This is a genomic window from Fundidesulfovibrio soli, assembly GCF_022808695.1.
Lineage (GTDB): Bacteria > Desulfobacterota > Desulfovibrionia > Desulfovibrionales > Desulfovibrionaceae > Fundidesulfovibrio > Fundidesulfovibrio soli.
This window is the reverse complement of record NZ_JAKZKW010000002.1, coordinates 152798-176384: the sequence shown is the minus strand read 5'-3', so window position 1 is coordinate 176384 and position 23587 is coordinate 152798. Positions and strand designations below refer to the sequence as shown.

Sequence of the window (23587 nt, the reverse complement as noted above, 5' to 3'; positions counted from 1 at the left end):
GGACGGGGCGGCTTTTCAGCGGGCCAACCATGATCATCGGCGTCCTGAGCCTGGAGTTCCGCCTGCACGGCAACGACTCCCTGAAAGGCAAACGCTCCGTGGCCCAGAAGCTCAAGGCCAAATTGCGCAACAAGTTCAATGTGGCAGTGAGCGAAGTGGCCCACCACGACAGCCACGAGTCCCTCGTGCTGGCGGCGGTGACCGTGAGCCCGGACGCCAAGCACGCCCGGGGCCTCTTGCAGAAAGCCCTGAACATGGTGGTTGCCGCCGACGAAGCGGAACTTATATACGACGACATCGAGCTGATCGGCCAGTAGGCACACGGCCGGAAGCGGGCCTCGCATCCGCACCGCGCAGCTCCAATTGTCTGGGATTCCAAAGGGCGAAGCCCTTTGGCCGCCGGAGGCCCTCCCCCGGCAAAATTTCGGTCCGCCCGCCCACCGACGGCCGACCGCAGAATGATTGACGGGCCGTCGCGCCGGACTCGCTTCCCTTCGAAGATCCCGCCCGCCCGAACAGGATATTTCATGACGACCAAAGAAGGCCCTTCCCGGCGCTCCATCCGCATGGCCGACCAGATCATGCGCGAGATCGCCACCTTGCTCACCGAAGAGATGCAGGACCCCCGCCTGGAGCTCGTGACCATCAGCGGCGTGCGCATGAACTCCGACATGAGCGTGGCCACCGTGCTCTTCACCATGCACGGCGACGACGCCCGCATCAAGGCGGCCAAGGACGCGTTCTACCAGGCCAAGGGTTTCCTGCGCTCCAACATCGGCAGGCGCATCAAGAGCAAGTTCGTCCCCGACCTGCGCTTCGAGTTGGACCAGTTCCTGGAAACCATGGTCTACGGCCATCCCCATGCATGACGTCCTGCGCGCCCTGCAGTCGGGCACCCGTTTCCTGGTCGCTTCCCACGCCGCCCCGGACGGCGACGCCATTGGCTCCATGGCGGCCATGGGGCACCTGCTCCTGGCCCTGGGCAAGCAGGTGGCCCTCTACGACGTTTCGGGCCTGCCGCGCGCGTTCACCTGGGTGAAGCTGCCCGGGGAGATCGCCACGGAACTGCCCCCCCTTGAAGATTTCGACTTCATCGTGGCCCTGGACTGCGGCGATTCGCGCCGCGGCGGCCCCGCCCTGCAGCAGGCCATGACCCAGCGGCCCACTATCGTCATCGACCACCACGTGAACAACCCCCAGTGGGGCGCGCACAACTGGGTGGAGGTCACCCGCTCCTCCACCTGCGAGATGGTGGCCGAGCTGGCCCTGGCCCTGGGCCTGACGCTCACGGGGGCGCTGGGCGAGGCGGTCTACCTGGGCATCGTCACGGACACCGGCCACTTCAGCTTCGACAACACCTCCCCCCACTGCATGGAGATGGTGGCGCAGATCATGCGCCAGGGCCTCAAGCCCGCGCTCATCAACGAGCTGATCCAGAACCAGTGGTCCCTGCCCCGGTTCAGGCTCTGGGGCGAGGTGCTGGGCGTGGCCAGGCTCTATTTCGATGGACAGTTGGGCGTTATCCGCATAACGAGGGAGCAGCTGGAGAGGCTGGGAGCCGACGCGGAGGACTGCGACGGCCTGGCCAACTTCCTGCTGCGCGTGAAGGGCTGCCGCGTGGTGCAGTCCCTGCGCGAGGACGAGGCCGGGGGGCTCAAGCTCAGCCTGCGTTCCGTTTCCGAGCTGAACATCCAGCCCGTTGCGGCCGCCTTCGGCGGCGGCGGGCATCGTTGCGCCGCCGGGGCCAGCATCAAGGGCGCACTGGACGAAGTGGAGCCGCGCCTGATAGAGGCCCTTGGCCAGGTTCTGGGGGCCTAGTGGCGAAGCAGCCCCCAAGGTATCCGCAGCAGCACGGCGTGCTGGCGCTGAACAAGCCCGGCGGCCCCACCTCGGCCCGCTGCCTGGAGATCATCAAGCGCCAGCTGGACCAGCGCAAGATCGGCCACGCCGGCACGCTGGACCCCATGGCCACCGGCGTGCTCGTGGTGCTGCTGGGCGAGGGAACCAAGCTGGCCGGGTTTCTCACCGAGGGCGAGAAGGTCTATTCCGGGCGGTTGCGCCTGGGCCAGACCACCGACACCTTCGACGCCGAAGGCGCGGTGACCGCCGAGGCCCCCTGGGAGCACATCACCCAGGAGCAGGCCCGCGAGGCCGTGGCGGCCTGGACGGCCATGGCCACACAGGAGATACCGCCCTACTCCGCCGTGAAGGTGGACGGGCAGCCTCTCTACAAGAAGGCCCGCCGTGGGGAGGACGTCCCCGTGGTGGTGAAGCCGATAAAAGTTTTCGATGCGGAAGTGCTCCACATGGAGCTGCCGCAGATACATTTCCGGGTGAGAGTGAGTTCCGGCGCCTATGTACGCTCCCTGGTCCACAGCCTGGGGACGCGACTTGGGTGCGGAGCACACTTGACTGAACTCATCCGGGAGCGCAGCCATCCTTTCGGGTTGGACCAGGCCGTCGATCTCGACGAACTGGTTGACCACCCCGAGCGGTTGGCCGAACGGGTTGTCCCTCTGGAGCGCGCCCTGCCGCACTGGCCTGCCCTGACGCTGACTCAGGAACAGGCGAAGAAGGTGCGGGACGGCAAATGGCTCACCCTGGAGGAACTCCCCGGACCGGACACGCGGGCCATGCTCGTGGAGCCGGACGGCCTGCCCGTGGCCCTGGCCGAACCCCAGGACAAGGACGGCGCCAGGCGATGGGCGATCCTGCGAGGCATCAACCTCCGCCAGGACGCACCGGGCAATCCTGCCTGAACCCGATGAAACGGAGGATACCGCTGTGGTCATGACCCCTGAAAGCAAGCTCAAGGTGATCGAGGAGTACAAGACCAAGGAGGGAGACACCGGCTCCCCCGAGGTGCAGATTGCGCTGCTGACCAGCCGCATCGTCTACCTGACCGAACACTTCAAGACCCACGCCAAGGACTACCACTCCCGCACGGGCCTTCTGAAGCTGGTCGGCCAGCGCCGCAAGCTGCTCAACTACCTCAAGAGCAAGGACATCAACCGCTACCGCACCCTGATCGCGCGGCTCGGCATCCGCAAGTAACGAGTGCCCTCCGGCCGACCCGGCTTCCTCGCGGGGCCGGCCGGTTTCTTTTCCGAAGGCCCGCCCGCGCGGGCGGGCCTTTTGCCCAAGCCCGGAGCGATGCGCTCCGGGAAGCATCGCGCGCCAAGCGCGCGACGGCAGATGCAAGCCGTCCCCGAACGTTATCCGCGCCCGAGCCCGGGAACACCGATGTCCCGGCCTTCGGCGCGAATAACACGTTCCGGGAAGGCTTCCACCCAACCCTCAACACGAGGTACACACTATGGGTCTTCTCGATAAGGCTGTACGCCTTGAACGCATGGTGGGCGACAACCCCATCATCATTGAAACCGGCCGTTTGGCCAACCAGGCCGACGGCGCCATCTGGGTCCAGAGCGGCGGCACCGTGGTTCTGGTCACCGTCTGCTCCCAGGCTCTCGAGTTCGACAAGGGCTTCTTCCCCCTCACCGTCGAATACCGTGAGATGTCCTACGCGGCGGGCCGCATCCCCGGCTCCTACTTCCGCCGCGAGATCGGCCGCCCCTCCGAGCGCGAAGTGCTCACCTGCCGCCTGATCGACCGCCCGCACCGTCCGCTGTTCCCCAAGGGCTACCGCGACGAGGTGCAGATCATCGCCACGGTGCTCTCCTTCGACGGCGTCAACGACGCGGACATCCTGGCCGTCACCGGCGCCTCCGCCGCGCTGCACATCTCCAGCATCCCCTTCATGGGCCCCATCGCGGGCGGCCGCGTGGGCTACATCGACGGCAAATTCGTGCTGAACCCGCCCCTGACCGCCCTCAAGGGCGAGTCATCCCTGAACCTGGTGTTCGCCGCCACGCGCGACGCCGTGGTGATGGTCGAGGGCGGCGGCAACTTCATCTCCGAAGACCTGCTGGCCGACGCCCTGGATTGGGGCCACAAGCAGGTTCTGCCGCTCATCGACCTCCAGGAGGAAATGCGCGAGAAGGCCGGCAAGCCCAAGTCCGTGTTCACGCCGCCGGTGGAGAACGCCGAGCTGAAGGCCGTGGTGGAGAAGGCCGTGGCCGCCGAGATCGTCGGCGCGCTGACCATCGTGGAAAAGATGCCCCGCCGCGACGCCCGCAAGGCCTTGAAGCTCAAGGCCGTCGAGGCCGCCAAGGCCGCCTTCCCCGAGGAGGACGGCATCGGCGCCAAGGCCGCCGAGATCTTCGAGAGCCTGGAAAAGAAGGCCATGCGCGCCTACATCAAGGAGACCGGGACCCGCATCGACACCCGCGACACCAAGACCGTGCGCCCCATCGAGATCGAGGTGGGCGTGCTGCCGCGCACCCACGGCTCCTGCCTGTTCGCCCGCGGCGAGACCAAGGCCCTCTGCGTGGCCACCCTGGGCTCCACCGGCGACGAGCAGCGCATCGAGACCCTGGCCGGCGAGAACTCCAAGCGTTTCATGCTGCACTACAACTTCCCCCCCTACTGCGTGGGCGAAGTCAAACCCGTGCGCGGCCCCTCCCGCCGCGACATCGGCCACGGCGCGCTCGCCGAGCGCTCCATCCTGCCCGTGCTGCCCGAGCCCGGCGAATTCCCCTTCACCCTGCGCGTGGTCTCCGAGGTGATGGAGTCCAACGGCTCCTCCTCCATGGCCTCGGTGTGCGGCGCGTCCCTCTCCCTGATGGACGCTGGCGCTCCCATCAAGGCCCCGGTGGCGGGCATCGCCATGGGCCTCATCAAGGAGAACGACGAGTACCTGGTGCTCACCGACATCCTGGGTGACGAGGACGCCATGGGCGACATGGACTTCAAGGTCGCCGGCACCGCCGAGGGCATCACCGGCATCCAGATGGACATCAAGATCACCGGCATCCCTCAGGAGGTCATGCGCCGCGCCCTGCACCAGGCCCGCGACGCCCGCCTGGGCATCCTGGCCAAGATGAACGCCGTGCTGGACGCCCCGCGCACTGAACTGTCGCCCTACGCGCCGCAGCTGACCGTGGTGGAAATCAACCCGGAGAAGATCCGCGAGGTGATCGGACCCGGAGGCAAGGTCATCAAGTCCATCACCGCCGCCACCGGAGCCTCCATCGACATCGACGACTCCGGCAAGATCTCCATCTTCGCCCCCACGCAGGAGTCCATGGAGCGCGCCAAGGAGATGGTCCTCTTCTACGACCAGAAGGCCGACGTGGGCCGCAACTACCACGGCAAGGTCAAGAAGCTCATCGACTGCGGCGCCGTGGTGGAGATCCTGCCCGGGCTCGAAGGCCTGGTGCACGTCTCCCAGCTGGACATCGCCCGCGTGGAGAACGTCTCCGACGCCGTGGCCATGGGCCAGGACCTGGAAGTGAAGGTCATCGCCGTGGAGCCTAACGGCCGCGTGCGCCTCTCCCGCAAGGCCGTGCTGCTCGAGGAGCAGGGGGAAACCATCGACCTGGCCGACTTCGCGGCCCCCTCCCGCCCGCGCGGCGACCGCCCCGGCGGCGACCGCGACCGGCGCGGTGGCGGCGGCGGACGCGGCGGCGATCGCGGCGGACGCAGGTAGCCCGAGCGCAACCCGCAAAATCGAAGCCCCTTCCGGCCAGGCCGGAAGGGGCTTCTTTCATTTGCGGTCGCGCGCAGCCGGAAATCGAAATTTTATTGTTCCAGAAGGCAGGCCAGCCTGGCCTTGGCGGCCTCCAGCCAGCCGGACTGGAGCTGTGCGCCCGTGACGGCCTCCACGCCCTGGACCAGAACAAACCGCGCCTCCGCTGCATGGGACAGCACGATCAGGGCCAGGAAGGCGATAAGACCTCTGCAGAACAAGCGCATGGAGACCTCCCGGTGGAACAGCTTGCCTGTTCCGTATCATGCCGAAGAAGTTCTGGCTAGGCCCTATGCTTTTTTCTGTGGCGGTTGATCAGGGCGGGAATCACGACAAGCAACCCTGCTCCGGCCAGCACCGCCACGATACGCGGGTCCACCGCCTGCTCGGCGGATGCCAGCTCGAGCAGCTTGCTGCCGGACACGGCGTAGATCATGGAGCTCGGCAGCACGCCGAGGAAGGTGCCCAGCAGGAACTTGCGCTTGCGCAGGCAGGAAAGCCCGGCCAGCACGTTGACCATGAAGAAGGGCGTGGCGATCACCAGGCGGGAGCAGAGCACGTACCAGAAGCCGTTGCGGGCCACTTCCAGGTCGATCCGGGCCAGTTGGTGTCCGAAGCGGCGATGAAAGGCGCGGTGGAAGAAGTGGCGGGCCAGCACGAAGCCGAACAGCCCCCCGGAGACCGAGGCCGCCACGTTGAGCGCAAACCCGGCCTGCACGCCGAAGATGAACCCGGACATGAGCTTGAGCAGCGCGGCCACCGGGATGGGCAGGTTGATGATGAGCGTGCAGAACAGAAGCATCCCCAGCCAGGAGGCGTAGAAGTGCTCCCGCACGAAGCCGTGGGAGGCCATGGCCCACTGGCGGGCCAAATCCAGAACCTCCGACGCGTGTGCGTACCAGAGGACGATCAGCGCCAGCAGCGCGACGCCCGCCAGGATCAATGCAACTTTCTTCATGCTCCGCCGCTTTGCGGATAAAGTCGGCGCAGCGTCTCGCCGGTCCGCGGCTCGTTGGCTAACCCGGCGGCGGTGACGGAGCCGTTACGATCCCCCCGCCTCACGCCCTATTCCACCAGGACGCCGGCGTAACCCACCACGCTCGAGTCGTCCCCCGTGGTGTCGCCGGAGGTGGCGTAAGCCGCCAGCCGGGCCGAGGTGGCTCCCAGCTCCAGGGCGATCATCAGCCCAAGCGTCATGGGCAGCACGCCGCACATGCTGATGCCCACCTCCCGCACGATGGAATACAGGCCCACGGGGTCAAGCCGCAGGATGGCCTCGATGGCCATGTTGTCGCGCTCGCGGGCCTGCTCCGCCGTGACGTAGTGGCTCATGTCCGAGCTGACCACGATGGAGACCTTGCCCGCCTGCTCCTTGAGCACCGAAGCCATCGAGGCGGCCACCCCGGAGAGGACGGCCAGCCCGTGCTCGGCCACGGCCACGGGCACGCCGGAGAAATCGCCCTTGAGCACGTTCAGAAAGGGAATGACCACCTCCAGGGAGTGCTCCCGGACATGGCCCAGGTGGTCCGCCAGCAGCCTGGTGTCGCTGCGCAGCAGGGCCAGGGCCAGGGCGGAGTCGATGCGCATGGTCCCGATGGGGGTCTGCCAGGCCCCCTCGTGCCAGACGGAGAAGGGCGTGCCCATGCCCGTGTGGTTGGGGCCGAGCATGAGGATGGTGTCCGCCAGGTCGGCCTGTCCCAGGGTGATGCCCGCCACGCGGCCCGAATAGACGTACCCGGCGTGAGGCACCATGGCCAGCAGCGTGGAGCCGGTGGCGGGTTCCGTGCGTTTGGGGGCCTGGGCGAGGTACGTGCGGACCTCGTGCTCCAGCTCGGCCGGAGAGCCCGGATAAAACTGTCCTGCGACGATGGGGCGGCGGATCATGGCGGCACCTCCCGGAGGTTGGGCTGATGGCACACAAATAGGCCCAGGAGGTCCCGGATGCAAGCGGGTGGGCCGGGAAATCAGGGATCAGGGCGTCCCGGTCAGCTTTCCGGCGCGTTCCTGCAACCCGCGCCCGGCCAGTTCGGATGCGGCCATCCTACCCGCCAGGGAATCACGCTGGCCGTCGCGCAGGGCCTCGAGGGTCTTGCGCCAGTTCTCCAGGTTGCCGGAGAGGCGGTGGAGCGTGGCGATGCGCAGCTGGTTGGCCCCCCACTCGGTGCCGCCCTCGGGGGCCTCCTTGGCGAACTCCGCGCAGAGCGCCAGGGCTTCGGGGTAGCGTCCTGCCGCCTGCGTGGACTCGATCATCAACTGCAGGGCGTCGCGGGCCTTGCCGTCGTCCTTGGCGGACTCCTTGAACAGGGTGCGCGAGTCCATGGCCCAGACCAGGGCCCGGTCGTAGTCCTTGCGCTCGTAGGCGGTGCGGGCCTGGTAGTACACGGCGTAGGCCCGCTTGGCCGGGTCCAGCTGGTCGTCGGCGGCCAGCCTAGCCCAGAGCAGGCGCGACTTGGCGAACTCCCCCGTGTGCTCCAGGGCCATGGCCTGGGCGAACTCCAGGGCCCGGCGGGGGTTGTCCGTCATCTTCCAGGCCGAGACCTTGCGCAGCGTGTCCAGCACGGACTGCCAGTCCTGGTTCTCGCGGTAGATGGTCAGCGTCAGGGAGAGGGCCTTCTGGGCCTCGGGGCTGGGACCCTTGTCCAGGTAGGGCGCCACCAGGGCCAGGGCCTCCTTGGGCATTCCCTGGTAGTACATGGCCAGGGCCACGCCCAGGCGCTCGCGGTCGGGCATCTGGTCCGCCTGGCTCGTCAGGAACGGGTAGCGGTTCCAGAGGTCGATGATGCTCTTGTAGTTCATGGCGTCCACATGGCCCGCGAGCATCTTGATGAAGGCCTGGGTTCCCACGTCGAGCGCCTGCTTCTCCAGTTCGTCGCCGGGGTAGGTTTTGCGGAACTTCTCAACGAGCTGGAGCGCTTCGGGGATCTCGTTCTTGTAGAGCCGCCACATGGCCAGCTTGAGCAGGGCCAGGGGGGCAAGGGGGCTCTTGGGGTACTGCTCGGTTATGATCTCGTAGATCTTGTCGGGCTTGATGTCGCTCGGGTCCGCGAAAGCCTTGAACATCTCCTGCATGGTGGGGGCGTCATGCACGCCCTGCTCGGCCATGCGCATCATGGACATCAGCGCGCCGTAGCTCCCCGGGTAGATGCGGATGACCATGTCGTAGAATTCGCGGGCGGCCTCCCGCTTGCCCAGGCGCATGTTCACGTCGCCCAGGCGTGCCAGCACCAGGTCGTTGGCGGCGTCACCGGGCACGAGGTTGTAGAACCAGAGATAGTCTTCCTTGGCTTTTTCGAACTCGCCCAGTTTGTAGGCCACGTCCGCGGCCACGCGGCGCATGGAGGGGTTCTCCACGTAGTAGCGGGGCCAGCGTTTGTCGATGTAGTCGATGACCTTGCTGGCTTCAGTGAACTGCTGCAACTCCAGCTGCGTCTTGGAAAGCCCCAGCGCGGCGTCGCGGGCGAAACGGCTTTCCGGGTACTTCTGGAGCACCTCGCGGAAGGACTGCCCCGCCCGGGTGAAGTTGGCCCGGGTGTCGCCCAGCTTGGCCATCTCCAGGTAATGCTCGCCCCAGTACACGTCGATGAGGGGCACCTCTTCGTCCAGGGGGTACTTGGTGCGCAGCAGGTTGAAGTAGGCCCGGGCCTCGGGGAGGTTGCCGCGCTTGAGGTTGATGTAACCCAGTTTTATCAATGCCCTGGGCAGGCGCCAGGAGGTGGTGTTGTAGTTGAGGGCCTGCTGGATGGTGTCGTTGGTCTCCAGGTAGGTTTCGGCCAGCTTGTCCTTGTTCAGGGCGAAGACGGCCTCGGCCTGCATGTACAACGCCTCCTCGCGGAGGTCCTTGGTGATGTCCGGCTTCTCCAGCAACGCCCTGGCCAGGCCCAGGCCCTTCTCATAGTTGCCGTGGGCCATGGCCTGTGCCGCGCCCACGATGGCGGCCTTGTCCTCTATGCTGTCCTTGAGTTTGGGCTCTCCCGGCTTCGGGGGGGCCTGTTCGGCTGCGGCGGGCTCAGACGCCGCGCCCTGCGCCGCCTGCGCCTGGGTGGCCGGGGCGTCGGGGCCTGCAGCCGGGGCGGGAGCTTGAGCGGGCGCGTCCGGCTGCGCTGGCTGGGCGGACGGCGCGGGGGCGTCCATGGGGACGGCCTTCTCCATGTTCAGGGAGACGCGCACTTCCTTAGGCGCCACAGATGCGGGCTTGGCCTCTGACGGCGCGGGCTGGGCCTGCTCGGCAGGAGCCTGGACCTGGATCGGAGCCTTGAACGCGGCCGGGACCTGCGGCTGCTGCGGCGCGGGCTGGTCGGGCTCGGCCGGGGCCTGCGCCTGGATCGGGGCCTTGATCGCATTTTGACTCTGGGGCGGGACCGGGGCGGCGGGAGCCGCCTCGGGCTGCGACGGCGCTACGGGCTGGATCAGGCTCTGGCGCACCACCCCGCCGGTTGCCGGCTTGGGCGCGGTCTGCGGAGCCTGCTCAGTCTGGTTCAGGACTGGCTGGCTCTGGACGGGCTGCGGCTTGACCGCATCCTGGATCCGCTGGATCTCCTGACTGGCGGGCGCGGCTTGAGAGGAGCCCCCTTCGGGCAGTATGACCCCACGCACTTGGTTGGAGGGCTGCTTCGGGGGCGCTGGCTGGGCCGCAGGCTCCGCCGGTTTGGCCGGCTCAAGGTTCTGCGGCTGCGGTTTGGGACTTTCTGACGCCTGGGCGGCCGGCTTGGGCTGCGCGGCTTCCTGCGAGCCCTCGGCGGGTTTCCAACGGGCTCCGGCCGGGTCCGGGAAGACCTGCAGCTGGATCGCCTTGTCGCCCTTGGGCGAACTCACGAACCCGAAGGCCTCGGTGTTGGTGAGCACCACCAGCACGTTGTCCGCCGCCTCTATAGAGGCCACCTGCCTGCCCCCGACGCTCCCCGCGCCGGCGCCCTTGAACGACGTCCCCGCCGGGAAGAGCAACTCCACGCGCTTGGGGCCCGTGCGCAGCACCATGGGCTGAGGGGCCTTCTTCGGAAAATTGACGGTGAGCACATCAGCGGAGGGGCCAACGGCGAGGGAATAGCTTTGCCCCCTGGCCTGGGCCGGAAGCATGGCGAGGATGCACACGCAGAGGAGCCAGGATGCCCTGGCGAGGGATTGCGCCGTCACGGCGCTCAACATAGCAAGAAACGTGCTATGTTTCACAGTGCGGGCCTTGTCAGTTCAGCATGTTCTTTTTCTTGAGCTTTTCGATGAGCGTCGTGCGCTTGATACCCAAAATCTCGGCAGCCTGGTTCTTCACGTTCCCGGCCTGGGCCAGGGCCTCCGCGAGCAGCCTGTCCTCGATCTCGTCCAGGAACTCCTTGAGCCCCAGGTTCTTGTCCGCCAGATCCTTGAGCACCGGCCAGACGAAGCCTTGCGGGCCGGGGGCCGGGACCGCCTCCTTGGCGGGAACGGCCTTGCCCACGGCGTCCCATATCTTGCGGGGCAGATCCTCCGGGAGGATCTGGTCGTGCTCGCAGAGGATGGAGAGCCGCTCCATGAAGTTCTCCAGTTCGCGCACGTTGCCGGGCCAGGGGTAGCGCAGGAACATGTCCTTTGTTTCAGAGGGGATGCCCAGGGTCTTGCGGCCCTTGTGCTCACAAAAGCGCTTCAGGAAGGCTTCAGCCAACAGCAGGATGTCGTCCCCGCGCTCGCGCAGGGGCGGCAGGTGCATGGGGATGACGTTGAGCCGGTAGAACAAATCCTCCCGGAAGCGCCCCGCAGCCACCTCGGCCTCGAGGTCGCGGTTGGTGGCGGCCACGATGCGCACGTCCACCTTCATGGTCTTGGTGGCGCCCACGCGCTCGAACTCCTTCTCCTGGAGCACGCGCAGAATCTTGACCTGCAGGGAGAGGTCCATCTCGCCTATCTCGTCGAGGAAGATGGTCCCGCCGTCGGCCAGCTCGAAGCGCCCGGCCCGATTGCGGATGGCGTGGGTGAAGGCCCCCTTCTCGTGCCCGAAGAGTTCGGATTCCAGCAGTTCCTTGGGGATGGCCCCGCAGTTGACGGGGACGAAGGGTTTGCCCGTGCGGCGGCTGTTGGCGTGCAGGGCGCGCACCAGCAGTTCCTTGCCGGTGCCGGACTCGCCGGTGACGAGCACGGTGGAGTCCGTGGGCGCGACCTTGGCGAGCATGGCGAACACGCCCCCAAGTACCTGGCTTTTGCCTATGATGCCGCAGGTATCCAAATCCATGACTCCCTCCGCGTCGAACCCGATGTCACAGCTCGAAGCTGTCAATCAAATGACGCAAAGTCAAGCCCGGATATGGAGGAAAAGCCGCGGATTGCGCGGTATTTCAGGCAATGAGCCGCAGGATGGCCCCGGTGGTCTGCTCGATGGATCGCCAGGCCTCCACCCGCGCGCGCAGCGCAAGCTCCATCCGCGCCGTGGCGGCCATGCCGCGCTCCACGGAGACGTCACCGGCGTGGGCGGCCGTGCGCCAGGCCTGGTCGATGAGCTTGTGGTCGTAGGCGGCCTCGGCGGGGATGATGCCGGTGGTTTCGCCGTAGGCGGTGGTGTCGGGCCGGGCCGATTCGACGAAGGCTCCCGTGCCGGGAGGGTCGAGGCTCAAGGGGATGTGGTTGGCGGCCGATGAGGGCGCTACGTTTCGCGCGGAGGTGTCCACCGCGTAGGTCAGGGCCCCGAGGGCCTGCATGTTCACGTCCACCCTGCCGATCATGGCCGTGCGCTCCTTCGATACAGGTGGGCCTTCATGGCCGCCATGTCAAGCTCAGCCGCGAGCCGCAAAGCGAATTGCTCAAAAAAATTGACAATTTACAACTCGATGTTAGGGTCGCCAAACACGGAAATCAGCTCGGAGGGCCGATGCGTATCGGTTACCGCCTACATGGCGTCACAGTGGACGTATACCCCCGCATACCCCCCTCCCGCTTCGCATCGGCCGCGCGCCAGACGCTCCGGGCCGCCCTGACCCTCCTGCTTCTGCTGGGCGTGCTGTCGGGCCAGGCGCGGGCTTTCATCCTCCCCGAAGCCAACGGCGTGGTCTTCGCCTTCCGCGACAACGGCGACGGCACCGTCACCGACCTCAACACCGGCCTCACCTGGCAGCAAACCGACGACGGCAATACGCGCGGCTGGGCGGCTGCCTGCACCTACTGCACGCAGCTGCGGCTGAACGGCCACGCGGACTGGCGCGCGCCCTCACCGCTGGAGATGGCCACCATCCGCAGCTATAGCGGCTCGCTCATCCCCATGCATTACTTCCCCACATCCAGGATCGGCGGCTATTGGACCAACGCCGCATCCTACGTGTCCGGGCGCGAGAACTTCTCCTATTACCTCAATACCTCCACCAACGCCATCGACGACGCGGTCTACAACGACGCCCCCTTCTACATCCGCTGCGTCCGAGGCCCGGCGCTCACCCCCCAGTTCTCGGGCTACGCCGACTCCGCCACGGGGCTCACCTGGAACTTTGTGGGTGTGGCGTATTCCTATAACAGCGCCGTCAACGCATGGATCAACTACTATGCGAGCCAGTGGCGCATGCCCACGCCGCATGAACTGTTGACGCTGCGCGCGCTGCACCTCTCCAGCTACCTGGGCGGCGGATATTGGGCGGGAGCCTTACGCAACGGCCAGCCCTGGTCCTACGTTCCCACCAAGGGGCACCTGCTGTACCAGAACTCCAACACCAGCATCTATACCGACAGCGTGTACGCCTACCTGGCCCTGGTGCAGGGCGGGCCGTCATGCGACTATGCGATCTCGAAGACCAGCCAGGACGCCGACGCGGCGAGCGGGGATTACAGCGTCTTCGTCATCAGCGGCGGGACCGGCACCTGCAACTGGTCCGCCTTCAGCGACAGCCCCTGGGCCAGGGTGGACGCAGGCGCGACGGGAACCGGCTCCGGCCAGGTGCTGGTCCACGTGGACGCCAACGCCTCGGCAAATCCGCGCACCGCCACGTTCAACATAGCCGGGGAGACCTATACGCTCACCCAGTCCGGCTATGTCCCGGCCACGCTCACCGTGGCCATCACCCCTGCAGCGGCCGCCACTGCCGGGGCGCGCTGGCGCATGGACGGCGGAGCCTGGCAAACGGGCGGGACGCAGTTCGCCAGCGTGGCCGACGGGCAGCACACCATCGAGTTCAACCAGGTGGGCGGCTGGACCACGCCCCAAAGCCAGACCTTCACGGCCTCCTCGGGCCTGGCGCTCCAGTTGACGGGCGACTACGCCGCACAATTGACGGTGAACATTGCGCCACAGGCAGCGGTGACGGCCGGAGCGCAGTGGAGGGTGGACGGGGGGAGCTGGCAGCTGCCCGGCGCGCACGTCTCAGGGCTGGGCGCGGGGCAGCACACGCTGGAATTCTCGGCCGTGCCCGGCTGGAAGGCGCCCGCGGCGCAGGCCTTCACCTTCCAGGCAGGCCAGCCGCAGACGCTTGCCGGAACATACAGAAAGAACGTCCCGAACCTGGGGCTGTTGCAGCTGCTGCTGAACAACTAGCGGGCCAGGGGAGGCGGGGATCAGGCGTTGTAGACCACCCCGCCCTGCTCCTTGTAGCGCTTGAGCACGGCCTCGGCCTCCTCGCAGAGCACGCCCTCAACCACCTCGATGCCCGCCCGGCGCAGATAGGCCCAGGATTCGGGGAACACCGGCCCTTCGTCGAAGCCGATGGCCCGGGCCGCGTCGCAGCAGGCCCCGCAGACCACCCGCTTCACGCCAGACCAGAGCACCGCCCCCAGACACATGGCGCAGGGTTCGCTGGAGGTGACCAGCTCGTGCCCGCCGTCCGCGCTCAGGTCGTAGCGGCCCAGGCGGGTCTGGGCGGCGCTCAGGGTCGTGATTTCGGCATGGAAGGAGCTCAGTCCCGACTGGAGCACCAGGTTCACCCCGCCGGAGACCAGCCTGCCGCTGGGCCGGTGGAACACCACCGCCCCGAAGGGTCCGCCGCCCCGGCTCATGTTCTCGCGGGCGAGGGCCACGGCGATGGCCATTTTTTCCTCATCGGTGGCGCAAACGGTTCCGGGGCGGGCCACGGCGTCCACCCAGTCCGGGAGGGTCACGCAAATGTTCATCGAATCTCTCCTGCTTGTTGCCTGCCGGAACGCGGCGGGCTAGAAAATCCCATGCGACGCACCCTACTTTCCGGAGTACAGGCCGGACACTTGGCCGGGTTCCTGGCCGCGCTCCTGGCGCCCCTTCTGGTCTTGGGTGCCTGCTCGCCGGAGCCGCCCCCGGCTTTCAAGGGCTATGAGAGCAAGGCCGAGGGGCTGCGCTTCCAGCCCGCGCCCGGCTGGAGCGTCTCCGAAAAGGAGATCGAGGGCTGCCGCTTCGCCGTGGAGGCCAGCTCGGGACAGAACGTGCGCTTCCAGATCTGCGTGAGCCCGCCCCGCCAGGAGATGCTCCTGACTCAGAACGCCTTCGTGGCCTGCGAGAACGTGAAGCAGTACATCCAGGAGGCCTTGAAGGGCCTAGGCCCCACGTGCGGCCCGGGCAAGGTGGGCAACAACCGCGCCTATGACACGCTCTACTACAGGCTGGTGGCCGACGGCGGGGGCAAGGTGCGCGTGCAGTTCGTGAACCAGCTCTTCGCGCCCTTGCCGGGCAGGCTGGTGCAGGTGCTGGCCTACACCCTGGGCGACGACGAAAAGGCCGCCCGCGAACTCTTCGAGGCCAACCGCGACGCGCTCTTCTTCATGATGGCCAGCGTCTGGCTGCGGTAGCAGCCTGTCCAACAATCCTCGCTGGCTGCGTTGCTTCAAAAAAGCCAAACCCTCACGTAGGGGAACTACGCATCGGGCTTGGCTTTCTCTTCTGCCTTGCCCGCGACTTTCTTGAACAGGCTGCAAGAATCGCCTGTATCGCCAGCCTGCTAGCCCTTGGTCCGTTCGATCCCGGCCACGGCGCAGTGGTTGTGGATGGACTCGAAGCTCTCCACGTCCACGCTGTACCAGGTCACCTGGGGGTGCTCCTCCAGGGCCTTGGCCACACCTCGCACCACGTCCTCCACGAAGCAGGGGTTGGCGAAGGCCGACTCGGTGACGTGCTTCTCGTCCTCGCGCTTGAGCAGCGAGTACACTGGGGATGACCCGGCCCCCTCGGCCATGGCGATGAGCTCCTCCAGCCACATGAAACCCTTGAAGCGGCAGCGGGCGCGCACCACGGTGCGCTGGCTGTGCGCGCCCTGGTCGCTGATTGCCAGGGAGCACGGGCACACGGTCATCACCGGCACCTCGACGCAGAGGGTCATGCTGAAGCGCTGGCCCACCAGATCGCCCTGCACGGTGCAGGCGTAATCCATGTTGGCCTGGGCCCCGCTCTTGGGCGAGGTCTGGCGCACGAAATAGGGGAAGCGAACGGCCACGTGGGCGTTCTGGGCTTCCAGGCGGGTGCGCACGTCGGCCACCAGCTCCTTGAAGCCGTGGTAGTCCAGTTCGGCCTTCCAGCTCTCAAGGGCCTCCACGAAGCGGGACATGTGCGTGCCCTTGAAGCTGGCGGGCAGGTCCACGGCCATGTCCACCTCGCCCACGGTGTGCTGGCTGCCCCGGGAGCGGTCCTTCACGGTGAGGGGCAGGCGCAGGGACTTGATGCCCACGCGGTCGATGGCGATGGAGACGTCTGCGGGGGATGATTGGATGTCTTTCATGATCTCTTTTCTTGCCGGACGTCGCTCCGGGCCGTGCCGGGACGTCCTATTTTTCGGTGCCGGGCCGGATGAAGCCCAGCTTCAGGGCTCCGTTCGGGCAGGCATCGGCGCATTCGCCGCAGAGCACACACTCGGCGTGGTCCGTGCGGCCACTGGCGGCCATATCCCGGACGGCCAGACTCATCAAGCACCGCGAAGAGCAGGTCCCGCACCCGTCGCAGCGCTCGGGCCTGGACACCAGGCGCAGCCTCCTCAGGCCCAGGGCGTCGCCGGCCTTGGCGCCGAGGATGAGGAAGGGCGCCATCCAGCAGGCCGCGTGGCAGAAGCCCCGCCTGCCCAGCGCCAGGGCCAGCCAGATGATGAGCGCCAGCACCGTGAAATACGGGATGAACATCATGGGCTGCCAGACGGATATCCCGGCGGGCATTCTGTACAGCGGCGCGAAGCGCAGCGCGAGCCCCGTCAGGCCGTAGCAGGTGAGGATGACCGCAACCCAGGGCACCCAGATGAACCACTTGATCTTGTCGGGGGTGTCGCTTTGCAGGGGGTTCGGGTTCACGCCCATGAGCGGCTCCTGGAGCCCGGCCCCCGGGCAGGCCCAGGCGCAGAATCCGCGCCCGAAAAAGAGCCCCGAAAGAAACAGCGCCCCGAAGGTGAGGGCGCTGGCCGTCACCACGCCAGAGATTGCTCCCTGGACGATGAGCACCGGGGAGAAATAGTTGAGCGTCACCGGGAAAAGCAGGAACGACGCGAACACAAGGGCGCGGCGCAGCCGCTGGCGGGGGGACATGCCGAGGCGCAGGTGCTTCATCGCTGACACCTTACGCCGTGGCCGGGCCGGAGCCGCAGGCGGGCGCTGCCTGCCATACGGGCCGGAATGCGGTTCGAGTATCCATGACTACGTACATGACAGGCCGTGCCCCGGCTACGCCAGCCCCTGCCCGGTGGTGGTCAGGGTGAGTTTGCCGTGCTTGACTCCCTTGGTGGAGATGAGCTTGTCGGAGAGCCTGCGGATGGCCTCGCCCCCGCCCTTGAGGATGAGCACCTCCAGGCAGTTGTGGTGGTCCAGGTGCACGTGCATGGTGGTCAGGATCACGTCGTGCTCGTCGTGCTGGATCTCCACCAGGCGCTGGGCCAGATCGGAGAAGTGATGGTCGTAGACGAGGCTCAGCACCCCCGCGATATCGCGGTCCCCTTCCTGCTGCTCCTTCTCCACCAGGACGCTGCGGATCAGGTCGCGGATGGCCTCGGAGCGGTTGGGGTAGCTGCGTTCCTCGCAGAGGGAGTCGAACTGCTCCAGCAGGTCGGAGTTGAGCGACACGCCGAAGCGGATGGTCTTGCCCATGATGCCTCCTCTAGTCCGGCAGGGTCATTTCCCAGAGGTTGACCGTGACGTGATAGCCTTCCACGGGCACAGGCTCCGTGAAGAGCTTGCGCACGTTGAAGCCGTCCCCGGCCAGCCGGTCCCACACGGGGGCGGAGACGCTGCGTTTGGGTTCGGCCAGCCAGATGCGGCCCCCGGGGGCCAGGTATTCCCTGAACAGCCTGGTCAGGGGGTGGTAGAAGCGGGTCTCGTAGACGATGTCCCCGCCCCACATGAAGTCGAAGCAGCGGGGCTTGAAGGCCGGGGCGCACCAGTCCATCTGGACCCACATGGGCTGCTCCACAGCGTTGAGCGCCGCGTTCTCGCGGCTGAAATACACCGCGGGCCACTGGTGGTCCATGCCCACGACATTGGCCCCGAGCCAGGTGCCCACGATGCCCGTGAGCCCCAGGCCGCAGCCCACGTCCAGGCACATGCGCCCGGAGATGGCCCGCTTGTTGCGCGAGAGCCAGCGGCACAGCAGCGTGCTGGCGGGCCAGAGCTCCGCCCAGTAGGGCATGCGCTCGTCCTCGCCGAACTCCTCGCGGCTCATGTTCTCCCAGATGGCCTCCAGGTCGCCGGTGCGGTTGAGCTGCCAGGCGCGGCCCAGCTCCTCCACCACGAGGCGCTGGCGCGGCCCCACGGTGTAGTCCGGCAGGGATTTCGAGGCCTGTTCCGAGGTTGTTTCGGTATGCATGAACGTCTCCTCCGAAGGGCAGCAGATACCCGCATACAGGGCCGCGCGCAAGTGCGCCGGAGCAAGGAAACCCTTGCCCCGTGGGACGCTGGCGGATACTATCCCCCCGCCTCGCGCCGAGGACGAAAACGCACGGACCGCACAGGCGCCACCCGCGCCCCGGCGGCCGATCCCCACAAGGAGCCACGCATGTTCCCAACCGACCTTCTGTACACCCCCTCCCATGAATGGGCCAAGATCGAGGGCGACACCGCCACCGTCGGCATCACCTCCTTCGCCCAGGAGCAGCTCGGAGACATCACCTTCGTGGACCTGCCCGCCGTCGGCGCCACCGTCACCCAGGGCAAGGAGTTCGGCTCCATCGAATCAGTGAAGGCCGCCAGCGAGCTGTACTCCCCGGTCAGCGGCGAGGTGGTGGAGGTCAACGCCGACCTGGACGGCGCTCCCGAGCTCGTCAACCAGGAGCCCTTCGCGGGCGGCTGGATGATCAAGGTGAAGCTCTCCGCCAAGCCCGAGGGCCTGCTGGACGCCGCCGCTTACGAAGAAACCGCCAAGTCCTGCCACTAGGCGAGGAGCCCACATGCCCTACGTTCCCCACACCCCGGAGGACACCCGGGCCATGCTGGGGGCAATCGGCGCGGGCTCCGTGGAGGAGCTGTTCGCCGAGATCCCCCTGGCCCTGCGTCCCAAGAGCTTCGACCTGCCAGGCGGCCTCTCCGAGATGGCCACCCGCCAGCGCATCGAAGACCTGGCCGCTCGCAACTCCAACGGCATGGTCAGCTTCCTCGGAGCCGGCTTCTACGACCACTACGTGCCCTCGGCCGTGGACGCGCTCATCAGCCGGGGCGAGTTCTACACGGCCTACACGCCCTACCAGCCCGAGGCCAGCCAGGGCACGCTGCAGGCCATCTTCGAATACCAGACCGCCGTGGCCCGGCTCATGGGCATGGAGTGCGCCAACGCCAGCGTCTACGACGGCGGCACCGCGCTCTATGAGGCCATGATGATGGCCGTGCGCCAGACCAAGCGGGTCAAGGTGATCGTCTCCGAGACGGTGAGCCCCATCTACCGCATCCTGTTGGACACCTACACCCGCAACCTGAAGCTCACGCTGGTCACGGTGCCCCACGCCAAGGGCGGCACGGACTTCGCCGCCATGCAGGCCGCGCTGGACGACGCCACCGCCTGCGTGGTGGTGCAGAACCCCAACTTCTTCGGCTGCGTGGAGGACGCCTCGGCCCTGTTCGCGGCGGCCAAGGCCAAGGGCGCGCTGGCCATCGTCAGCGCTTACCCGGTGCTGCAGAGCGTGCTCAAGACCCCCGCGGCCATGGGCGCGGACATCGCCGTGGCCGAGGGCCAGAGCCTGGGCCTGCCCCTCTTCTTCGGCGGGCCGTACCTGGGCGTGATGACCAGCACCAAGCCGCTGGTGCGCCAGATGCCCGGGCGCATCGTGGGCCGCACCCAGGACGGCCAGGGCCGCACCGGCTACGTGCTCACCCTGCAGGCCCGCGAGCAGCACATCCGCCGCCAGAAGGCCACCTCCAACATCTGCTCCAACCAGGCGCTGTGCGCGCTGCGCTCGCTGATCCACCTCTCCCTGCTGGGCGAGGAGGGCCTTGCCCGCACCGCCCGCGTGAGCATGGAGAACGCCCGCTACGCCGCAAAGAAGCTCACGGCCATCAAGGGCGTGGAGCTGCTCTCGGACAAGCCCTTCGGCAACGAGTTCGCCATCACCCTGCCCCGCTCCGCGCAGGACGTGTGCCTGACGCTCATCGAAAAGGGCTTCGTGCCGGGCTTCCCCCTGGGCCGCTACTACCAGGGCATGGACAACGCCCTGCTGGTCTGCTGCACCGAGAAGAACTCCCGCCGCGACATCGACATCCTGGCAGCCTGGATGGAGGACGCCATATGAGCACGCTGTTCAAGAAATCCTCCCCCGGCCGCGAGGGCGTCTGGCCCGAGGCTCCGTCCCAGGAACTAGGCGAGCTGCTGCCCGAAGGCCTGCTGCGCGAAAAGCCGGCCGGCATGCCCTCGCTCTCCGAGCTGGACGTGGTGCGCCACTTCAGCCTGCTCTCCCGCAAGAACTTCGGGGTGGACTCCAACTTCTACCCCCTGGGCTCCTGCACCATGAAGTACAACCCCAAGTTCTGCGAGGACATCGCCGGACTGCCGGGGTTCGCCCGCCTGCACCCCCTGCTGCCCCAACTGCCGCGCGGCGACGAGCTGACCCAGGGCGCGCTGGAGGTGATGTACGAGACGGAGCGCTGGCTCTGCGAGATCACCGGCATGGCGGAGTACACGCTGCACCCCATGGCGGGCGCGCACGGCGAGCTCACGGGCGTGCTGACCATCGCCGCCTACCACGCGGACAAGGGCAACAAGAAGACCAAGATCATCTGCCCCGACTCCGCCCACGGCACCAACCCCGCCTCGGCGGCCATCGCCGGGTACGAGGTGGTCTCCATCGCCTCCAAGGACGGCATCGTGGACCCCGACGCCCTGGCCGAGGTGCTCGACGATGAAGTGGCGGCCATGATGATGACCTGCCCCAACACCCTGGGCCTGTTCGAGAAGAACCTGCCCAGGATCGTTGAGATGCTGCGCTCCGTGGACGCGCTGCTCTACTATGACGGGGCCAACCTGAACGCCATCATGGGCAAGATGCGCGTGGGCGACGCGGGCTTCGACGTGGTGCACGTGAACCTGCACAAGACCTTCGGCACCCCCCACGGCGGCGGCGGCCCCGGCTCCGGCCCGGTGGGCGTGTGCGAGAAGCTCGTGCCCTACCTGCCCATCTCCCGCGTGGTGAAGGATCCGTCCGGGCGCTTCCACCTGCGCTACGACTACCCCAAGTCCATCGGCTACGTGGCGCCCTTCTACGGCAACTTCGGCGTGGTGCTCAAAGCCTACGCCTACATGCTGCGCCTGGGCCGCGAGGGCCTGATCAAGGTCAGCGAGAACGCCGTGCTGGCCGCCAACTACCTGCGCAAGCTGCTCGACGACGTGCTGGAGGTGCCCTACGACAGGGTCTGCATGCACGAGTTCGTGGCCTCGGCGGACAAGCAGTCCCAGAAGGGCGTGCGCGCCTTGGACATCGCCAAGGCGCTCCTGGACAAGGGCTACCACGCCCCCACGATCTACTTCCCGCTGATCGTCAAGGAATGCCTGATGTTCGAGCCCACGGAGACCGAATCCAAGGAGACCTTGGACCAGTTCGTGACCGACCTGCGGGAGATCCTGGCCCTGGCCGAGAGCGACCCGGCGGCGGTGCAGGCCGCGCCCGTGACCACCCCGGTTGGGAGGTTGGACGAGACGCGGGCCGCGAGGAACATGGAGATTACGGACGACATGTAAGTTCGGGCGACATCAAACAAAAACCGGCGGGCCTCATCGCCCGCCGGTTTTCAATATTGGGCCTGCCAGCCCCTCGAAAAGCCGCCGCGCCAGGATGAGTTCCGGGCGCGGCGGTTTCAGTTGATAAACTTCACCGCACACCCGAGGGCAAGCCAGCGGGGGAGCTTGACATCCCATTTTCATTTTTCATCTTGTCTATCAATGTATTGAGCACCTGCGCCTGGCGAGTAAGTTCATCCACGGCCCGGGCTGACTGCCTCATCGCCTCGGAGGTCTCGACAGAGATCCTGCTGACATCCTCGATGCTCCTGTTGATCTCCTCGCTGGCGGCGGATTGCTGTTCAGAAGCGGTGGCGATTGCGCGAACCTGATCGGAAGTGCTTTCCACGAAGTGAACAATGGACCGGAGCGATTCACCCGACCTGCCAGCCAACTGGGTAGCCTCGGTAATGGCCCCCACAGCCTGCTCGACGTGGGTGTAATTTTGTTTCGTCCCCTGTTGGATACCGCGTATTGCCTCGCCGACTTCCTTGGTTGCGGTCATTGTCTTTTCGGCAAGTTTACGCACCTCGTCCGCCACTACCGCAAAGCCTCGACCGGCATCGCCCGCACGGGCCGCCTCGATCGCCGCGTTCAGCGCCAAAAGGTTTGTCTGGTCGGCAATGTCGGAAATCACATTGAGTATGCTGCCGATGCCGTCAGCCTGCTTTCCCAGAATGCCCATGTCGTCGAGGGATTGCTTTGCATTGCCCAGTACTTGATTGATGAACATGACGAGTTGCTGAACGATCGCCGCGCCATCTTCGGCGTTCCGCTTGGCCTGGGATGCCGTATCCGCCGCCTGGGATGCATTCTTGGCAACCTCCAGGACTGTCGCGTTCATCTCTTCCATGGCGGTTGCGGTTTCTTCAGCGCGACGGCTCTGGATCTCGGCGCCTCGGCTGGCTCCCCCTACCTTGGAGAACAATTCCTGGCTCGTTCCTGACAATTCGACTGAGATATCCTCCACAACGCGCATCGCGTTCAGGATACTCTCCCCCTGGCGAGCGACCTGTTCCTCCTTGAAGTGAAGGTCCGTGTAGTCGAGGTACATGCACAGTCCACCGCTCAAGTTGCCGTCCAAATCATGCAGGGGGGAAAGTGCAATCTTGACGTGGCGATCATTCCCCTTGAAGTTCTTGAACGCGACGTCACGCACCTCGCCCTTGTCCTTTTCCATCACCTCAACAATTGCAGCCTTTCTGTTGCGGTCTGAATAAAAGAATTCCGAAAAGTACATGCCCGCATAATCCGCTGGCTTACCGTCGCGTTCCAACATTTGAAGCGCCATCTGGTTGCAGATGGTGAGGTGCCCTCTGGTGTCAACGAAGGCGTAAGGAATGAGCACCGCCTCGGTAAACCCATTCCAATTGCCAAGCGTCAATTTAAGCTGGGTAATGAGCGCTTTCAGGGCGTCTTCGAGGGGTTCAACCTCTTTCACCGGGCACTTCGGCAACTCACCCCGGAAATTACCGCCGACAACTTTCTGAATTGAAGCGCTTAACTCGCCCAGGATGCCGGACACGTTTTTGAAGGCTAAGAAACCGGCAGCAGTACCAACGGCAATGCTCAAAACCAGAACAACCAGGAAGGTCATTGTCCCGGTCATTCCGAACACGTGCTCGGCAAGGCTTAAGGCGCACAAGGACAAAACAGGCAGCAGGCCACCAAGAAGCACCGATCTGGCGCGGATAGACAAACCTGAGAACATAGCTTTACCTCAACTGCGTATCAAAACCATTTTAGCCGACGGGATGGCATCAAATTCCTCTACAGTGGTCACGTTGCCTGCCAAACTGAACGGTGCCGCAAACCGGAACTTCATCATAACATACCATAATGATGAGAATCCAGAGGGGATGCAGCACGTCATCAAGACGAGTTCATTTCAGTAAGATCTTGTAACAATCGCCCCTGGAATGCCT

23 protein-coding genes are annotated in these 23587 nt (G+C 66.1%); 11 read left to right on the top strand and 12 right to left on the bottom strand.

Annotation, left to right across the window (positions count from 1 at the left end; genetic code table 11):
* Positions 1-29: 29 nt before the first annotated feature.
* The 6 genes from MLE18_RS04610 to pnp all read left to right on the top strand — a co-directional run bounded on the left by MLE18_RS04610 (position 30) and on the right by pnp (position 5551).
* Positions 30-317, top strand: a complete 288-nt coding sequence (locus MLE18_RS04610; protein ID WP_243367753.1) for a DUF503 domain-containing protein — start codon at positions 30-32, stop codon at positions 315-317.
* A 210-nt stretch (positions 318-527) separates the two neighbouring features.
* The gene (gene rbfA / locus MLE18_RS04605) at positions 528-869 is read left to right on the top strand and encodes a 30S ribosome-binding factor RbfA (RefSeq protein ID WP_243367751.1); all 342 of its coding nucleotides are present in this window, start codon (positions 528-530) and stop codon (positions 867-869) included.
* A complete protein-coding gene (locus tag MLE18_RS04600; protein ID WP_243367749.1) occupies positions 862-1818 on the top strand; it encodes a DHH family phosphoesterase in 957 nt (318 codons plus the stop codon). The genes rbfA and MLE18_RS04600 overlap by 8 nt, the downstream gene beginning before the upstream one ends.
* Entirely contained in the window at positions 1818-2759 is a 942-nt protein-coding gene (gene truB / locus MLE18_RS04595; RefSeq protein ID WP_243367747.1) for a tRNA pseudouridine(55) synthase TruB, read from the top strand. The genes MLE18_RS04600 and truB overlap by 1 nt, the downstream gene beginning before the upstream one ends.
* A 25-nt stretch (positions 2760-2784) precedes the next feature.
* Positions 2785-3054: a 30S ribosomal protein S15 gene (gene rpsO, locus MLE18_RS04590; RefSeq protein WP_243312826.1), complete on the top strand. Its 270-nt coding sequence runs from the start codon at positions 2785-2787 to the stop codon at positions 3052-3054.
* Positions 3055-3316: 262 nt separating this feature from the next.
* The gene (gene pnp / locus MLE18_RS04585; protein WP_243367745.1) at positions 3317-5551 is read left to right on the top strand and encodes a polyribonucleotide nucleotidyltransferase; all 2235 of its coding nucleotides are present in this window, start codon (positions 3317-3319) and stop codon (positions 5549-5551) included.
* A 92-nt stretch (positions 5552-5643) separates the two neighbouring features.
* On the opposite strand, the gene MLE18_RS04580 is transcribed toward pnp, so the two are convergent.
* The 6 genes from MLE18_RS04580 to MLE18_RS04555 form a co-directional block, all read right to left on the bottom strand.
* Positions 5644-5817, bottom strand: coding sequence for a hypothetical protein (locus tag MLE18_RS04580; RefSeq protein ID WP_243367743.1), 174 nt, complete (start codon positions 5815-5817; stop codon positions 5644-5646).
* A gap of 56 nt (positions 5818-5873) precedes the next feature.
* A complete protein-coding gene (locus MLE18_RS04575; RefSeq protein ID WP_243367741.1) occupies positions 5874-6548 on the bottom strand; it encodes a TVP38/TMEM64 family protein in 675 nt (224 codons plus the stop codon).
* A gap of 107 nt (positions 6549-6655) precedes the next feature.
* On the bottom strand, positions 6656-7474 hold the full coding sequence (gene amrB / locus MLE18_RS04570; protein ID WP_243367739.1) for an AmmeMemoRadiSam system protein B: 819 nt from the start codon (positions 7472-7474) through the stop codon (positions 6656-6658).
* A gap of 87 nt (positions 7475-7561) precedes the next feature.
* The gene (locus MLE18_RS18075; RefSeq protein ID WP_243367737.1) at positions 7562-10720 is read right to left on the bottom strand and encodes a tetratricopeptide repeat protein; all 3159 of its coding nucleotides are present in this window, start codon (positions 10718-10720) and stop codon (positions 7562-7564) included.
* A gap of 49 nt (positions 10721-10769) precedes the next feature.
* Positions 10770-11786: a sigma-54 interaction domain-containing protein gene (locus tag MLE18_RS04560; protein WP_243367735.1), complete on the bottom strand. Its 1017-nt coding sequence runs from the start codon at positions 11784-11786 to the stop codon at positions 10770-10772.
* 103 nt (positions 11787-11889) lie between these two features.
* Positions 11890-12273, bottom strand: coding sequence for a hypothetical protein (locus MLE18_RS04555; protein WP_243367733.1), 384 nt, complete (start codon positions 12271-12273; stop codon positions 11890-11892).
* A gap of 146 nt (positions 12274-12419) precedes the next feature.
* On the opposite strand from MLE18_RS04555, the gene MLE18_RS04550 reads away from it, so the two are divergent.
* Positions 12420-14066 carry an Lcl domain-containing protein gene (locus MLE18_RS04550; RefSeq protein WP_243367731.1) on the top strand — a complete coding sequence of 549 codons (1647 nt, stop codon included), beginning with the start codon at positions 12420-12422 and terminating at the stop codon, positions 14064-14066.
* Positions 14067-14086: 20 nt separating this feature from the next.
* Here MLE18_RS04550 and MLE18_RS04545 read toward each other — a convergent pair whose 3' ends face one another.
* The gene (locus tag MLE18_RS04545) at positions 14087-14638 is read right to left on the bottom strand and encodes a nucleoside deaminase (RefSeq protein WP_243367729.1); all 552 of its coding nucleotides are present in this window, start codon (positions 14636-14638) and stop codon (positions 14087-14089) included.
* Between the two features lie 51 nt (positions 14639-14689).
* Between MLE18_RS04545 and MLE18_RS04540 the strand changes: the two genes are divergently transcribed.
* Positions 14690-15286 (top strand): hypothetical protein, encoded by a 597-nt coding sequence (locus tag MLE18_RS04540; protein WP_243367727.1) that lies wholly within the window; start codon positions 14690-14692, stop codon positions 15284-15286.
* 149 nt (positions 15287-15435) lie between these two features.
* On the opposite strand, the gene folE2 is transcribed toward MLE18_RS04540, so the two are convergent.
* From folE2 to MLE18_RS04520, 4 genes are all read right to left on the bottom strand, one after another.
* Positions 15436-16209: a GTP cyclohydrolase FolE2 gene (gene folE2, locus MLE18_RS04535; protein WP_243367725.1), complete on the bottom strand. Its 774-nt coding sequence runs from the start codon at positions 16207-16209 to the stop codon at positions 15436-15438.
* A gap of 46 nt (positions 16210-16255) precedes the next feature.
* Positions 16256-17020 carry a 4Fe-4S binding protein gene (locus MLE18_RS04530; protein ID WP_243367723.1) on the bottom strand — a complete coding sequence of 255 codons (765 nt, stop codon included), beginning with the start codon at positions 17018-17020 and terminating at the stop codon, positions 16256-16258.
* 114 nt (positions 17021-17134) lie between these two features.
* Positions 17135-17554: a nickel-responsive transcriptional regulator NikR gene (gene nikR, locus MLE18_RS04525; RefSeq protein WP_243367721.1), complete on the bottom strand. Its 420-nt coding sequence runs from the start codon at positions 17552-17554 to the stop codon at positions 17135-17137.
* A gap of 10 nt (positions 17555-17564) precedes the next feature.
* Complete coding sequence (locus MLE18_RS04520) at positions 17565-18269, bottom strand: class I SAM-dependent methyltransferase (protein ID WP_243367719.1); 705 nt, start codon at positions 18267-18269, stop codon at positions 17565-17567.
* Between the two features lie 189 nt (positions 18270-18458).
* Between MLE18_RS04520 and gcvH the strand changes: the two genes are divergently transcribed.
* The 3 genes from gcvH to gcvPB are packed head-to-tail and all read left to right on the top strand — an operon-like array spanning position 18459 to position 21623.
* The gene (gene gcvH, locus MLE18_RS04515; RefSeq protein ID WP_243367717.1) at positions 18459-18836 is read left to right on the top strand and encodes a glycine cleavage system protein GcvH; all 378 of its coding nucleotides are present in this window, start codon (positions 18459-18461) and stop codon (positions 18834-18836) included.
* A 13-nt stretch (positions 18837-18849) separates the two neighbouring features.
* Positions 18850-20181 (top strand): aminomethyl-transferring glycine dehydrogenase subunit GcvPA, encoded by a 1332-nt coding sequence (gcvPA, locus tag MLE18_RS04510; RefSeq protein ID WP_243367715.1) that lies wholly within the window; start codon positions 18850-18852, stop codon positions 20179-20181.
* Positions 20178-21623, top strand: a complete 1446-nt coding sequence (gene gcvPB, locus MLE18_RS04505; protein WP_243367713.1) for an aminomethyl-transferring glycine dehydrogenase subunit GcvPB — start codon at positions 20178-20180, stop codon at positions 21621-21623. The genes gcvPA and gcvPB overlap by 4 nt, the downstream gene beginning before the upstream one ends.
* Before the next feature lie 130 nt (positions 21624-21753).
* Here the strand turns inward: gcvPB and MLE18_RS04500 are convergent, their stop codons facing one another.
* Positions 21754-23373, bottom strand: a complete 1620-nt coding sequence (locus MLE18_RS04500; protein ID WP_243367711.1) for a methyl-accepting chemotaxis protein — start codon at positions 23371-23373, stop codon at positions 21754-21756.
* Positions 23374-23587 lie beyond the last annotated feature (214 nt).

What these genes read in the sequence shown, in the direction of transcription:
- gcvPB (WP_243367713.1), top strand. Translation starts at nt 20,178, where the DNA reads ATGAGCACGCTGTTCAAGAAATCCTCCCCCGGCCGCGAGGGCGTCTGG.
- MLE18_RS04540 (WP_243367727.1), top strand. Translation starts at nt 14,690, where the DNA reads ATGCGACGCACCCTACTTTCCGGAGTACAGGCCGGACACTTGGCCGGG.
- gcvH (WP_243367717.1), top strand. Translation starts at nt 18,459, where the DNA reads ATGTTCCCAACCGACCTTCTGTACACCCCCTCCCATGAATGGGCCAAG.
- pnp (WP_243367745.1), top strand. Translation starts at nt 3,317, where the DNA reads ATGGGTCTTCTCGATAAGGCTGTACGCCTTGAACGCATGGTGGGCGAC.
- folE2 (WP_243367725.1), bottom strand. Translation starts at nt 16,209, where the DNA reads ATGAAAGACATCCAATCATCCCCCGCAGACGTCTCCATCGCCATCGAC.
- amrB (WP_243367739.1), bottom strand. Translation starts at nt 7,474, where the DNA reads ATGATCCGCCGCCCCATCGTCGCAGGACAGTTTTATCCGGGCTCTCCG.
- MLE18_RS04600 (WP_243367749.1), top strand. Translation starts at nt 862, where the DNA reads ATGCATGACGTCCTGCGCGCCCTGCAGTCGGGCACCCGTTTCCTGGTC.
- MLE18_RS04545 (WP_243367729.1), bottom strand. Translation starts at nt 14,638, where the DNA reads ATGAACATTTGCGTGACCCTCCCGGACTGGGTGGACGCCGTGGCCCGC.
- MLE18_RS04575 (WP_243367741.1), bottom strand. Translation starts at nt 6,548, where the DNA reads ATGAAGAAAGTTGCATTGATCCTGGCGGGCGTCGCGCTGCTGGCGCTG.
- MLE18_RS04530 (WP_243367723.1), bottom strand. Translation starts at nt 17,020, where the DNA reads ATGAAGCACCTGCGCCTCGGCATGTCCCCCCGCCAGCGGCTGCGCCGC.
- rbfA (WP_243367751.1), top strand. Translation starts at nt 528, where the DNA reads ATGACGACCAAAGAAGGCCCTTCCCGGCGCTCCATCCGCATGGCCGAC.
- MLE18_RS04560 (WP_243367735.1), bottom strand. Translation starts at nt 11,786, where the DNA reads ATGGATTTGGATACCTGCGGCATCATAGGCAAAAGCCAGGTACTTGGG.
- MLE18_RS04610 (WP_243367753.1), top strand. Translation starts at nt 30, where the DNA reads ATGATCATCGGCGTCCTGAGCCTGGAGTTCCGCCTGCACGGCAACGAC.
- MLE18_RS04500 (WP_243367711.1), bottom strand. Translation starts at nt 23,373, where the DNA reads ATGTTCTCAGGTTTGTCTATCCGCGCCAGATCGGTGCTTCTTGGTGGC.
- MLE18_RS04520 (WP_243367719.1), bottom strand. Translation starts at nt 18,269, where the DNA reads ATGCATACCGAAACAACCTCGGAACAGGCCTCGAAATCCCTGCCGGAC.
- MLE18_RS04550 (WP_243367731.1), top strand. Translation starts at nt 12,420, where the DNA reads ATGCGTATCGGTTACCGCCTACATGGCGTCACAGTGGACGTATACCCC.
- MLE18_RS04555 (WP_243367733.1), bottom strand. Translation starts at nt 12,273, where the DNA reads ATGATCGGCAGGGTGGACGTGAACATGCAGGCCCTCGGGGCCCTGACC.
- gcvPA (WP_243367715.1), top strand. Translation starts at nt 18,850, where the DNA reads ATGCCCTACGTTCCCCACACCCCGGAGGACACCCGGGCCATGCTGGGG.
- nikR (WP_243367721.1), bottom strand. Translation starts at nt 17,554, where the DNA reads ATGGGCAAGACCATCCGCTTCGGCGTGTCGCTCAACTCCGACCTGCTG.
- MLE18_RS04580 (WP_243367743.1), bottom strand. Translation starts at nt 5,817, where the DNA reads ATGCGCTTGTTCTGCAGAGGTCTTATCGCCTTCCTGGCCCTGATCGTG.